Origin of the sequence: Paenibacillus sp. FSL W8-0194 (genome assembly GCF_037969745.1) — a bacterium.
Classification (GTDB): Bacteria; Bacillota; Bacilli; order Paenibacillales; family Paenibacillaceae; genus Paenibacillus_AQ; species Paenibacillus_AQ cookii.
Genome location: NZ_CP150205.1, coordinates 1,911,701 through 1,924,477 on the forward strand (window position 1 = coordinate 1,911,701; position 12,777 = coordinate 1,924,477).

The 12,777-nt window shown below is 57.4% G+C and carries 10 protein-coding genes; all 10 read left to right on the forward strand.

Annotated elements, in window-relative coordinates; translation table 11 throughout:
• Positions 1-260 precede the first annotated feature (260 nt).
• The 10 genes from MKY58_RS08310 (at position 261) to def (ending at position 12,776) form a co-directional block, all read left to right on the forward strand.
• The gene (locus MKY58_RS08310; RefSeq protein ID WP_339324175.1) at positions 261-3,047 is read left to right on the forward strand and encodes a calcium-translocating P-type ATPase, SERCA-type; all 2,787 of its coding nucleotides are present in this window, start codon (positions 261-263) and stop codon (positions 3,045-3,047) included.
• 79 nt (positions 3,048-3,126) lie between these two features.
• Positions 3,127-3,963, forward strand: a complete 837-nt coding sequence (gene dapF, locus MKY58_RS08315; protein ID WP_339324176.1) for a diaminopimelate epimerase — start codon at positions 3,127-3,129, stop codon at positions 3,961-3,963.
• Between the two features lie 212 nt (positions 3,964-4,175).
• Entirely contained in the window at positions 4,176-6,047 is a 1,872-nt protein-coding gene (locus tag MKY58_RS08320) for a bifunctional homocysteine S-methyltransferase/methylenetetrahydrofolate reductase (protein WP_339324177.1), read from the forward strand.
• 38 nt (positions 6,048-6,085) lie between these two features.
• Complete coding sequence (locus tag MKY58_RS08325; RefSeq protein WP_036707681.1) at positions 6,086-6,982, forward strand: YicC/YloC family endoribonuclease; 897 nt, start codon at positions 6,086-6,088, stop codon at positions 6,980-6,982.
• A gap of 58 nt (positions 6,983-7,040) precedes the next feature.
• Entirely contained in the window at positions 7,041-7,301 is a 261-nt protein-coding gene (locus tag MKY58_RS08330; protein ID WP_036707683.1) for a DUF370 domain-containing protein, read from the forward strand.
• Positions 7,302-7,317: 16 nt separating this feature from the next.
• Complete coding sequence (gene gmk, locus MKY58_RS08335; RefSeq protein ID WP_036707686.1) at positions 7,318-7,890, forward strand: guanylate kinase; 573 nt, start codon at positions 7,318-7,320, stop codon at positions 7,888-7,890.
• Positions 7,891-7,943: 53 nt separating this feature from the next.
• A complete protein-coding gene (gene rpoZ, locus MKY58_RS08340) occupies positions 7,944-8,171 on the forward strand; it encodes a DNA-directed RNA polymerase subunit omega (RefSeq protein ID WP_036707689.1) in 228 nt (75 codons plus the stop codon).
• Positions 8,172-8,445: 274 nt separating this feature from the next.
• The gene (gene coaBC / locus MKY58_RS08345) at positions 8,446-9,669 is read left to right on the forward strand and encodes a bifunctional phosphopantothenoylcysteine decarboxylase/phosphopantothenate--cysteine ligase CoaBC (RefSeq protein ID WP_339324178.1); all 1,224 of its coding nucleotides are present in this window, start codon (positions 8,446-8,448) and stop codon (positions 9,667-9,669) included.
• Complete coding sequence (gene priA / locus MKY58_RS08350; RefSeq protein WP_339324179.1) at positions 9,666-12,209, forward strand: primosomal protein N'; 2,544 nt, start codon at positions 9,666-9,668, stop codon at positions 12,207-12,209. The genes coaBC and priA overlap by 4 nt, the downstream gene beginning before the upstream one ends.
• An 84-nt stretch (positions 12,210-12,293) precedes the next feature.
• Positions 12,294-12,776 (forward strand): peptide deformylase, encoded by a 483-nt coding sequence (gene def / locus MKY58_RS08355; RefSeq protein ID WP_339324180.1) that lies wholly within the window; start codon positions 12,294-12,296, stop codon positions 12,774-12,776.
• Position 12,777: the final 1 nt, after the last annotated feature.

Consider the following 12,777-nt stretch of genomic DNA (forward strand, 5'->3'; position numbering starts at 1 on the left):
TATCATTTATGTAAGCCGTTGGCTTGATTGCGGTTGATGATCCGGATTTTGCGTGATTCGGTACGGCCGATCGACGGATTGCCGCAAAATCCTCGTTCCAAAAACCCGTCCTCTCTATGATGCCATAGTTTGCCCAAAAACTTAAGAGGCCGCTTCTGTGATATTTCAGGCCCTGTCCGAATACATTTACGTTAGAACAGGTGGAAAAGCTGTCGGCCACTTGCCGGCGGCAGCACAAAGAGCGGGAGGGAAAGGGAAGCATGGAACAAAAAGCATGGCATCAGATGAATGCCGAAGATCTGCAGCAGGTTCTGGGCGTCCAGCCGCAGAGCGGCCTGACGGAAGAACAGGCTGACGAGAGAAGGAAGCAGCACGGGAGCAACGAGCTGTCCGAGGGCAAAAAGATCTCTTTATTCGCGCTGTTTTTGAACCAGTTCAAGGATTTTATGGTACTGGTGCTGATGGGGGCCACGCTCGTGTCCGGCCTGTTGGGCGAATATCTGGATGCCGTTACGATTATTGCCATCATTTTGCTGAACGGGGTGCTGGGATTCGTCCAGGAATTCCGGGCCGAGCGTTCCCTGCGCGCGCTGAAGCAGCTGTCGGCTCCGTCCGCCAAAGTGCTCAGGGAAGGCAGGGTCGTCTCGATCCCTGCGAAAATGCTTGTGCCGGGCGACGTCATCCTGCTGGAGAGCGGCGACCGGGTTCCCGCGGACGTGCGGTGGCTTGAAACGAGCAGCTGCTACGTCGAGGAGTCGGCGCTGACGGGCGAATCGGTTCCGGTCGGCAAGCACAGCCAGGTCATATCGGAACCGGAGGTGCCCCTGGGCGACCAGAAAAACCTCGGATTCATGGGCACGATGATGACCCGCGGCACGGCGAAAGGCATCGTCATCCGGACCGGCATGGATACGGAAATGGGCAAAATCGCGGACCTGATCCAAAATACCGACGCGCAGCAAACGCCGCTGCAGCACCGGCTGGAGCAGCTCGGCAAACTGCTTATTATACTTGCCTTGGGTCTGACCGTCATGGTCGTGGTGGCAGGCATTTTGCATGGGCAGCCCCCGGTCAGCATGTTCCTCGCGGGCGTCAGCCTTGCCGTCGCCGCCATACCGGAGGGGCTGCCGGCCATCGTGACGGTCGCTTTGGCTCTCGGCGTGCAGCGCATGATCAAACGAAAGGCCATCGTCCGCAAACTCCCTTCCGTGGAAACGCTGGGCTGCGCGTCCGTCATTTGTTCGGATAAGACAGGCACTTTGACCCAAAACAAAATGACCGTCACGCGGCTTTGGGTCGGCGGCCGGGATCTGGAAGTGACGGGAGACGGCTATGCGCCTACCGGCCAGATTCTCGAAAAGGGAAAAACCATCGACGTCCGCAACGATCAAGCCTTGCGCCGGCTGCTGCAAATCGGCGCGTTATGCAACAACGCGGAAATTTACGAGGTGCAGCAAACGGAGCCGAAAGGCAAACGGAAAGGAAAAGAGGAGCCTGCCGGCCCCGTTTGGGGGCTGAAAGGGGATCCGACCGAGGGCGCGCTCATCACGTTGTCCTCCAAAATGGGCATGACCCCGGAATCTTTGTCCGGTTTGTACAAGCGCGACCAGGAATTCCCTTTCGATTCCGAGCGCAAGCTGATGTCCGTCGTGGTCAGCCACCAGGGCGGCCGGCTGCTGTGCACGAAAGGGGCTCCGGACGTCCTCCTGAACCAGTGCGCTTACATATTATGGGAGGGCAACGTGGTGCCGTTCACCGCGACCTTGAAGCAAAAAGTGCTGGCGGCCAACGAACAGATGGCTTCGAACGCGCTGCGGGTGCTTGGAGCCGCTTACCGCGAAGTCCGGGCGCATGATGCGTTAAGCAGCGAAAAGGAAGCCGAAACCCAGCTCGTGTTCGTCGGTTTGGCCGGCATGATCGATCCGCCCCGGCGCGAGGTGCGCGACGCGATCAACACCTGCCGCCGCGCCGGCATCAAAACGGTCATGATTACCGGGGACCACGGCACGACGGCCGAAGCGATCGCGCATCAGCTAGGCATCATGCCCCGCGGCGGGCTGGCCATGTCCGGACAGGATCTGAACCGGATGGACGACGCGGAGCTGGATGCGAAGGTGGACAACATTTACGTCTATTCCCGCGTCTCGCCGGAGCATAAGCTGCGGATCGTCAAATCGCTGCAGCGCAAAGGCCATGTCGTGGCCATGACGGGCGATGGCGTCAACGACGCCCCGGCGATCAAAGCCGCCGACATCGGCATCGCCATGGGCATTACGGGAACAGACGTGACGAAGGAAGCTTCGGCGCTCGTGCTGAGCGACGACAACTTCTCCACCATCGTGGCGGCCATCGAGGAAGGGCGGAGCATTTACGAAAATATCCGCAAATTTATCCGCTACCTGCTGGCGTCGAACGTCGGCGAAATTTTGACGATGTTTTTCGCGATGATGCTGGCGCTGCCGCTCCCGCTGCTCCCGATCCAGATTTTGTGGGTCAATCTGGTGACCGACGGCTTGCCGGCGATGGCGCTTGGCGTCGATCAGCCGGAGAAGGATTTGATGGAGCATAAACCGCGCGGCGCGAGAGAAAACATCTTCGCGCGGCGGCTCGGCTGGAAAATCATCAGCCGCGGCTTTTTGATCGGGTTTTGCACGCTGGGCGCCTTCTGGCTGACGCTGCGGGTCGACCCGGGCAATGCCGGACAAATCGCCAAGGCGCAGTCCGTTGCGTTCGCGACGCTCGTTTTGGCGCAGCTCATCCATGTATTCGACTGCAGAAGCTCGCGGTCCATTTTCCACCGGAATCCGCTGCAAAACAAGTATTTGGTGCTGGCGGTGCTCTCTTCGGTCGTCCTGATGCTCGGCGTCATGTACATCGAAGCGCTGCAGCCGATTTTCAAAACGGTTCCGCTCGGGTTCCGCGAATGGTCCATCTCGATCGTGGCCGCAGGCATCCCGACCTTCCTGATGGGCGCAGGCAGCGTATGGGGCGGCCGGCGCTCGAAACGCAGACGTTTCGTGGCGAAAAGTACAAATATTTCGGCATAAAGTTTATACAATTCCGCCATGCCTTAAGCTATGCTTAGGAGCAGTAAAACAAGCAAAACTTAAGGAGTGGCACCATCCGATGGAATTTACGAAAATGCATGGTCTTGGCAATGACTTTATTGTGATATACGGCGAGCAGGCTCTTCCGGGCAATGCGGCGGAGCTTGCCGTCAAGTGGTGCGACCGCTATTTCGGGATCGGAGCCGACGGGCTCGTCTACATCCTGCCGTCCGAGCGCGCCGATTACCGGATGAGAATCATCAATTCGGACGGAAGCGAGGCGGAGCAATGCGGCAACGCGATCCGCTGCGTGGCCAAATACGTGTACGACCACGGGTACGTCCAAAGGGAAGAAATTACGATCGAAACGCTCGGGGCGGGCGTGCAAAAGGTCGTCATCCAGGCGGAGAACGGCAAGGCCGCCACGGTAACCGTGGACATGGGCGAGCCGGTGCTGGCGGGGCTGCAGATCCCGACCACGATCGACTCGACGCCGGTGGTGGACGTGCCGCTGAAGGCGGACGGGGAGACCTTCCGGTTTACGGCCGTGTCGATGGGCAATCCGCACTGCGTGATTTACGTCGAGGATGCGGTCCGTTTCGATCTCCATGCCTGGGGGCCGAAGCTGGAAGTCCATCCGTATTTCCCGAAAAAAGTGAACGTCGAATTTGCGACCGTAGTGGACCGGAAAACGATCGACATGCGCGTTTGGGAGCGGGGAGCGGGTCCTACCCTTGCCTGCGGCACGGGAGCTTGCGCGACGCTCGTTTCTTCGGTGCTGAACGGGAAGACGGACCGCGAGGCGGAAGTGCGGTTGAAAGGCGGAAGCCTCTTCATCAAGTGGAATGAGGAGGACAACCGGATCTATATGACGGGTCCTGCCGCGTTCGTATTTACGGGCGAAGTCTCGGCCTGATGCCGAAAACGATAGCCGAAAGCTTGCCGGAGCCCCGGGATGGGAGCCGCCGGCAAGCTTTTTTCTTTTGAGGGCGCATCGATCGGATGCGAAAGCAGCTTGCGTCCCGGCTTCAAGCGCCGTCCTCTTTTTTTGAATTCCCTGCGAACCAGTGGGAATTTGAAGGCATTTGTGATACATTAGATGAAAAATACGGGTTGGGGGAATAGTTGATGAAGCCGGATTTGCGAGTGGCATTGGACGATAAGGTGCTTGTCGGGGATGGGGCGATGGGCACGTTTCTATATCAAATGGGTTTTCCTGTGGGGATTTCATACGAGGAGCTGAACTTAACCTCTCCGGAGGTGATCCGGGACGTTCACCGGCGCTACGCTCAGGCGGGCGCGCAGGTGTTGGAGTCCAATACGTTTTCGGCCAATTACGATAAACTGTCCAAATACGGCCTGGAATCGAAGGTCAGCGAAATCAACCGGGCGGGCGTGCGGATTGCGCGCGAAGCGGCCGGCCCGGGCGGCTACGTCGTCGGGGCCGTCGGATCCATCCGCGGCGGCAAGCGGACGAATATTTCAAGCGGCGAACTCAAAAAGTATTTCGAGCAGCAGCTGCAGGCGCTCCTCGCCGAAGGCGTGGACGGCGTCATGCTCGAAACGTTCTACGACGTGGAGGAATTGGTGCTTGCCTTATCCATCACGCGCCGTTTAACCGACGTTCCCGTCATTTGCCAGTTTGCGGTCGAGGACGTCGCCAGAACCTTGGACGGATACTCGATGCCCGACGCTTTCCGGATCGTGCAGTCGGAAGGCGCCGACATCATCGGCTTTAACTGCCGCACCGGGCCGAACGGGATTCTGAGCGCGATCAAGGCGCTTGACGGCCGGCTCCCGGCGCCGGTGTCGGTTTACCCGAATGCGGGCGTCGCCGATTACGTGGACGGGGAATACCGCTACGGGGCGGGACCGGAATATTTCGGCCAGATGGCCGTCCAGTTTGCCGATTTGGGCGCCCGCATCATCGGCGGATGCTGCGGCACGACGCCGGCCCATATCGAAGCGATCGCCAAGGCGCTCGCGGAATACGTGCCGCAGCCGGCCGTGTACGAGCCTATTCCCGAGCCGGAGGCCCCGCTGACCGTTCGCGAACCGGAACCGGAAACTCCTTCGGGCAGCCGGGAACCGAACCTGGTCGAATTGGCCAAGCAGCGCCACACGGTCATCGTCGAGCTTGATCCGCCGCGCGATCTGGACATTTCGAAATTCATGAAAGGCGCGCACCGGCTGAAAGAGGCCGGAGCCGATGCGCTTACGCTCGCGGACAATTCGCTTGCCGTGACGCGCATGAGCAACATGGCGCTCGGCCATCTCGTTCAGGTTGAAACCGGGCTGCGCCCGCTTGTCCACATCGCTTGCCGCGACCGCAACCTGATCGGAACCCAGTCGCACATGATGGGGTTCGACGCCCTTGGCATCGACCATGTCCTGGCCGTGACCGGAGACCCTGCCCGCTTCGGGGATTTGCCCGGCTCCAGTTCGGTATACGACTTAACGTCGTTCGAAATCATCCGGATGATCAAGCAGTTGAACGAAGGCATCGCCTTCTCCGGCAAACCGCTGAAGCAAAAAGCGAAGTTCGTCGTAGGCGCCGCGTTTAATCCGCACGGCAAGCATCTGGACAAAGCGGTGGCCCGGCTCGAACGGAAAATCGCCGCAGGCGCGGACTATATCATGACCCAGCCGGTGTACGATCCGGAGCTGATCCGGGCGGTAGGCGAAGCGACGAAACATCTGGATACGCCGATCTTTATGGGAATCATGCCGCTGGCGAGCGGAAGAAACGCGGAATATTTGCACAACGAAGTGCCCGGCATTCAGCTTTCGGACGATGTCCGCAGCCGGATGGCCGGACTTGAAGGGGAAGAAGGCAGGGCGATGGGCGTTCAAATCGCGAAGGAGCTTCTCGACGTCGCGATGGATCATTTCAACGGAATCTATTTGATGACTCCGTTCATGTTGTATGAAATGAGCGCCCAGCTGATCGAGCACGTATGGGCAAGATCCGGCCGCCAATTGTCCCCCTTGTTTCGTTGATCGTAATCAATTACAATAGTGTAATGGATGTGGTGCCGATGTCTTTTAGCATGACCGGATACGGTCGATCTGCCCTTCAGCATGGAGGGCATAAAGTGGTATTTGAAGTGAAGTCCGTCAATCACCGCTACTGCGAAGTCGTGCTTCGTCTGCCGCGTGAGTGGACTTGCTTCGAGGACGCTTTGCGGAGAACGGTGCAGCAATACGTCAAGCGCGGGCGCGTCGATGTGTTCGTCACGAAGGAAGAGGGCGACGATCATGCTCCGCATGCCTTGCTTAACGAACATGCCGTGAAGATGTACTTGAAGGCGGCGCAGGATCTTTCACAGCGTTACGGCCTCGACGGCGAACTGACTGTGAAGGATTTGTTGTCTCTGCCCGACGTTTGGATATCGCCCGAGCACGGAGCCTCGCCGGGAGAACCCGACGTGGACGAGTGGGGGCCGGTTCTCGAAAAGGGACTGCGGGCCGCTTTGGAAGGACTTGCGGCGATGCGAAGCATGGAAGGCAAACATTTGGCGGCGGACGTGGAGCAGCGCTTAAGCAAGCTTCAGGCCCTGCACGCCGAAATGCTGCAGCTGGCGCCTACAGTAGTCGAGGATTACCGCAATAAGCTCAAACAAAGGCTGTCTGATCTTAATGACGGTTCGTTTGCCTTTGATGAACATAAATTTGGCATGGAAATTGCAATTTTCGCAGACCGTTCCAATATAGACGAGGAATTGATACGTCTGCAGAGCCATTTTGAGCAATGCAAGGGTTTGCTTCGTGCGGATGAACCGGTCGGAAGAAAACTGGATTTTCTGATTCAGGAAATGAACAGGGAAGTCAATACGATTGGATCGAAGGCCAATCATCTGACTCTGGTAAACCGTGTTGTCGAAATGAAGGCGGAGCTGGAAAAAATTCGCGAACAATTGGCCAATATAGAATAAAAGGCGCTTTCGACATAAAACAGACAAGAGTCAAATGTATAGGGGGAAGAACCTGATTATGGCAATCAAACTCATTAACATCGGCTTCGGGAATATTGTATCGGCTAACCGAATCATTTCCATTGTAAGCCCTGAATCAGCACCCATTAAACGAATCATTCAGGAAGCGAGAGACCGTCATATGTTGATCGACGCGACATACGGACGCCGGACCCGTGCCGTAATCATTACGGACAGCGATCATGTCATCCTGTCCGCCGTACAGCCCGAAACGGTGGCTCACCGTCTGTCCAGCAAAGACGACGATCATGACGAATAACGAGTTGGGGAGTATTATGTCAAAAGGATTATTGTTTGTATTGTCCGGACCATCCGGAGTTGGAAAAGGAACCGTCTGTACCGCCTTGAGAGGCAAACTTCCGGAACTTGTGTACTCCGTTTCGGCCACGACCCGGAGCCCGCGGCTCGGCGAGGAAGACGGAGTGAATTATTTTTTCAAAACCCGCGAGCAGTTTATGAATATGATGCAAAACAACGAGCTGCTGGAATATGCTGAATACGTAGGGAACTATTACGGCACTCCGCGCGATTTCGTGGAAAAAACGCTCGAGAGCGGCAAGGACATTATTTTGGAGATCGAGGTGCAGGGCGCGCTGCAGGTGAAAGAGAAATTCCCCCAAGGCGTCTTTATTTTCCTGCTGCCGCCGTCCCTGGACGAGTTGAAAGACCGCATCGTGGGCCGCGGCACGGAGAACCAGGCGACGATCGACCACCGGATGTCGGTGGCGGTTGACGAAATCGGCCTGATGGAGCATTATGACTATGCCGTCGTCAATGACGAGATCGATTCCGCGTGCAAGCGAATAGAATCCATTATCGTAGCCGAACATTGTAAGGTGAAGCGGTAGGGACTAACGGCTTGCAACATATTTTACTTTGGACAAAAAGAGGTGGCAGTAACGTGTTGTATCCTTCGATTGATGAAATGATGAACAAGGTCGACAGCAAGTATTCGCTGGTGGTCGCTGCATCGAGACGCGCCAGACAGCTGCGCGAGGGAGAAAAAACCGAACTGAAAAACCCGCGCTCCCATAAGTTCGTGGGCGTGGCGCTTGAGGAAATCTACAACGACCTGATCAAGATCGTGCCTGAGCCCGAAGCCGAAAAGGACGAAATCAAAAAACCTTAAGGCCCAAGGGACGCATGGAACGAAGTCGGCCTTCAGCGGTTGCTTCAATTCAATCTATAACCGAAGGGGGAGACGGCATGTTCTCCTGACCTTCGCGTCCATAGACACGGGAACGAATACAACCGCAAGGTTGTATTTTTTTTAAGAACCCTCATGAGCGGTCTTCATACAACTGCAATTGGAACCCCGCAAAGGATAGGAACAAGATTGGCATACAGTCTCCGCTTTGTGGGGATGTTTTTTCTCTATTCCGAAGCGAAAGAAGGCGGTTAACATGTTAAACGGAAAAACGATCGTGCTGGGCGTTACCGGCGGGATTGCGGCTTATAAGGCGGCAAGCCTGTGCAGCAAGCTGGTCCAAAAAGGAGCGGACGTGCATGTCATCATGACATCCTCGGCCAAGCAATTCATCACGGAGCTGACGCTGCAAAGCTTGTCCAAAAACGCGGTGTTCAGCGATACGTTCGACGAAAGGGATCCGGCGGTCGTATCGCACATCCGTTTGGCGGATGCGGCCGATCTGGTGCTGATCGCACCGGCAACGGCCAACATGATCGGCAAGATGGCCCACGGTCTGGCGGACGACATGCTGTCGACGACGCTTCTCGCGACGACTGCACCGGTCATGCTTGCGCCGGCAATGAATGTACATATGTACGGGCATCCTGCCGTTCAGGAAAACATGAAAACGTTGGAGCGGCGGGGCGTCATGATGATCGAACCCGGGGAAGGGCTGCTTGCCTGCGGTTACGTGGGCAAAGGGCGGATGGAAGAGCCGGAAAGCATCGTGGCCGTGGTGGAGAAATATTTTGCGGACAAGGAGCAGGCCGGGCCCGGTCTTTTGCAGGGGAAAAAGGTCGTCGTGACTTCAGGGGGGACGATCGAACGCATTGACCCCGTCCGTTATATCACCAACGATTCCTCGGGAAAAATGGGATTTGCGATCGCCGAGGCCGCGCGCGCGATGGGAGCCGACGTGCGTTTGATCTACGGGCGGACCGACGTGGCGCCTCCGGCGGGGATCGATGCCGAGCACGTCCAGTCTGCGGAAGAGATGTACCAGGCCGTGCTGAAGCATTTTCCGGATAGCGACCTGATCATCAAAGCCGCCGCGGTGGCGGACTATCGTCCGGCGGTAGCGGCGAGCAGCAAAATCAAGAAAAAAGGCGACACGATGACGCTGGAGCTCGTTAAAACGGTAGACATTCTGGAAACGCTCGGCAAAAGCAAAACCCATCAGTTTTTGATCGGGTTTGCCGCGGAAACCCATGACGTCGAAGCGTATGCCAAGGATAAGCTGCGCCGGAAACATTGCGACCTGATCGTCGCCAATGACGTGACGGCGGAAGGGGCGGGCTTCCGTTCGGATACCAACATCGTGCAGGTGTTTGACGCGGACGGGTTGGTCGAAAAGATGCCCGTCATGACCAAAAACGAAGTGGCGCGGAGGCTGCTCGCGATTGCGGCCGAGCGGATGAGTGAAGCGGGGAACCGATGATGCTTCCGCAAGTGGCAAAAGTCATCGTCGATGTGCCGGTGAAGGATACGGACCGTCCGTTCGACTATTTGATTCCGGAATCGATGCGGTCGTGGCTTGAAATCGGGAGCCGGGTCGGGGTTCCGTTCGGCCACAGAACGGTTCAGGGGTTCGTGGTCGATCTGCAGGATCGGCCTTCGCCCGGCGGAATGCGCCTGAAAAACATCCAGGAGGTTCTGGACGTCGTGCCTCCGTTATCTCCCGAACTCGTCAAGCTTGCGGAATGGATGAGCCAAAAATACGCCTGCCGTTTCATTACCGCGCTTCAGGTCATGGTGCCGACGGCGCTGAAGGGCAAGGCGGAGCGGTACATCTCGCTCGGGGATCCGGAAGGGCAGCCGGAGGAAGAGGACGAGTATTCGCTGGTGCGTGTCGTCGCCGAACCGACGGAAGAAGCAAAAACGATCATGGCCTACGTCGCGCAAAAGGGAGAGGTGCCGGCCCAGCAGCTCAGCCGCATATTCCCGGGTAGCGCCGAAACGATCAAATCGCTGCTGCGAAAAGGAATTTTGCAGGAGAATCAGAGCATCAAGGACAAGCTGCAAAAGAAAATGCTCAAAGCGGTCGACCTCGCCGTCGATCCGGACGAGGCGTTGGCGGCGCTCCCGCAATTTCCGGCCAAGGCGCAGCGGCAGCGGGAAGTGCTGCAGTTTATTCTCGAGATGAAGGAACTGCTCCCCCTTCCGCTTAAAGAGGTGCTTAAGGCGCTTCAGGTCTCGGCGGCCACCGTCAAGGGGCTTGCGGACAAGGGGTTCGTTGCGATCGAGGAGATGGAGGTGTTCCGCGACCCGTATCGCGGACGCCGCTTCAAGCCGACGGAACCGCTTCGCCTGAACGACGAGCAGCAGCATGCGTATGACCGGATCGTCGACTCGCTGGATGCACGGCGCCATGGGGTTTTCCTTTTGCACGGCGTCACCGGCAGCGGCAAAACCGAAATTTATTTGCAGACGATCCAGCACTGCATCGAACAGGACCGGCAGGCCATCGTCCTTGTCCCCGAAATTTCGTTGACGCCCCAAATGGTGGAACGGTTCAAGGGGCGCTTCGGCGACCAGGTCGCAGTCATGCACAGCCGCCTCTCCGGCGGCGAGCGTTACGACGAGTGGCGGAAAATACGCGAGGGCAAAGTCAAGGTAGCGATCGGGGCGCGTTCCGCCATTTTTGCGCCGTTCGACCGGATCGGACTGATCATTATGGACGAAGAGCATGAGACGTCTTACAAGCAGGAGGAAAGCCCCAAATACCACGCGCGGGACGTCGCGGTCAAAAGGGCCCGGCAATATGGGGCGGCCGTCGTGTTGGGATCGGCGACGCCATCGCTTGAAAGTTATCATGCCGCCCGGTCCCAGGCGAACGACGAGTTTGCGCCCATGCTGCTGGAAATGAAGCGGCGGGCGCTCGGCAACGAACTGCCGGCGGTGCAAATCGTCGACATGCGGGAAGAGCTGAAGGAGGGCAACCGCTCCATGTTCAGCCGCTCCCTGCATCAGGCGATCGAAACCCGGCTCCAGCGCGGGGAGCAGATTGTGCTGCTCCTCAACCGGCGCGGCTATTCGACCTTCGTCATGTGCCGCAGCTGCGGTTACGTGGCGGGTTGTCCCGAATGCGACATATCCCTTACCTACCATCAAAAATCGAATAATCTCCGCTGCCATTACTGCGGTTACGCGGAGCCCGCGCCGTCCGTCTGCCCGGAATGCGGAAGCGAACACATCCGTTATTTCGGGACCGGCACGCAGCGGGTCGAAGAGGAACTGGCCAAACTGTTCCCCGGCATCCGGGTCATTCGGATGGACGTCGACACGACGACGGAAAAAGGATCGCACGAAAAGCTGCTGAAGCAGTTCCGCGACAAAAAAGCGGACGTCCTGCTCGGCACCCAAATGGTCGCGAAAGGGCTGGATTTTCCGGACGTGACGCTCGTTGGCGTCATTACCGCGGATTCGGCGCTCAACCTTCCCGATTTCCGGGCGGGGGAAAAAACGTTCCAGCTGCTGACGCAAGTCGCGGGAAGGGCGGGAAGGCATCAGCTGAAAGGGGAGGTGCTGATCCAGTCCTACACGCCGGACCATTATTCGATCATCCATGCCAGCGGCCATGATTATCTGGCTTTCGTCAGGGATGAGCTGAAGCACCGCCGCAACCTGCATTATCCGCCGTATTGCCGGCTGATCCTGATCACGCTGACGCATGAGCAGCTGCCGCTTTTGGTGCGCATGGCGGAAAACATGGTATCCGTGCTTCAGGGAAAAGCAAGGCAGCGCGGCTGGTTCGGCAGCTTGGACCGGCTGACCGCCGACGCGTTTGACGTGCTGGGACCGGTGGCTTCCCCCATTCCGAGGATAAAAAATAGATACAGGTTTCAATGTATGGTAAAATGGCGTGGGAATATCGATGCCGTCGGCCTCGTCCGCGAATCGGCCGAGCAGCTGGAAGAGACGGCGCATAACCAGCAGCTGCAGATCAGCATTGACGTAGACCCGCAAATGCTGATGTAATCTGCGCGGCATGCGTTGAAAGCGAAATGAAAACCATTAGGATTACAAGATCCGTACATGAATAAGCATAAGGAAGGTGTCATCATGGCAATCCGCATTATCGTAAAAGAACCCGATGCCGTACTCCATAAAACGGCAAAAGAAGTAAAAGAGATCACCCCGAACGTAAAAAAACTATTAAACGATATGGCCGATACGATGTACGACGCGGAAGGCGTAGGCCTTGCGGCGCCGCAGGTGGGCATTCTGAAACGCCTGATCGTCGTGGACGTGGGCGACGAACACGGTTTGATCAAGATGGTCAATCCGGTCATCGTCGAGAAGGAAGGCGAGCAATTCGGACCGGAGGGCTGCCTGAGCATTCCGGGCTACAACGGCGACGTTCGCCGCGCCGAGAAGGTAACGGTCAAAGGGCTGGACGAAAACGGCAACGAGATCACGATTACGGGCACGGGGCTTTTATCCCGCTGCTTCCAGCATGAGATCGACCATCTGGATGGCGTTTTGTTTACGGACATCGCTGAAAAAGTGTACGAATACGTGCCTGAACGTTCCGGAAGGGAGTAAT

What these genes read in the sequence shown, in the direction of transcription:
- MKY58_RS08320 (WP_339324177.1), top strand. Translation starts at nt 4,176, where the DNA reads ATGAAGCCGGATTTGCGAGTGGCATTGGACGATAAGGTGCTTGTCGGG.
- gmk (WP_036707686.1), top strand. Translation starts at nt 7,318, where the DNA reads ATGTCAAAAGGATTATTGTTTGTATTGTCCGGACCATCCGGAGTTGGA.
- MKY58_RS08325 (WP_036707681.1), top strand. Translation starts at nt 6,086, where the DNA reads ATGTCTTTTAGCATGACCGGATACGGTCGATCTGCCCTTCAGCATGGA.
- def (WP_339324180.1), top strand. Translation starts at nt 12,294, where the DNA reads ATGGCAATCCGCATTATCGTAAAAGAACCCGATGCCGTACTCCATAAA.
- priA (WP_339324179.1), top strand. Translation starts at nt 9,666, where the DNA reads ATGATGCTTCCGCAAGTGGCAAAAGTCATCGTCGATGTGCCGGTGAAG.
- coaBC (WP_339324178.1), top strand. Translation starts at nt 8,446, where the DNA reads ATGTTAAACGGAAAAACGATCGTGCTGGGCGTTACCGGCGGGATTGCG.
- MKY58_RS08310 (WP_339324175.1), top strand. Translation starts at nt 261, where the DNA reads ATGGAACAAAAAGCATGGCATCAGATGAATGCCGAAGATCTGCAGCAG.
- MKY58_RS08330 (WP_036707683.1), top strand. Translation starts at nt 7,041, where the DNA reads ATGGCAATCAAACTCATTAACATCGGCTTCGGGAATATTGTATCGGCT.
- dapF (WP_339324176.1), top strand. Translation starts at nt 3,127, where the DNA reads ATGGAATTTACGAAAATGCATGGTCTTGGCAATGACTTTATTGTGATA.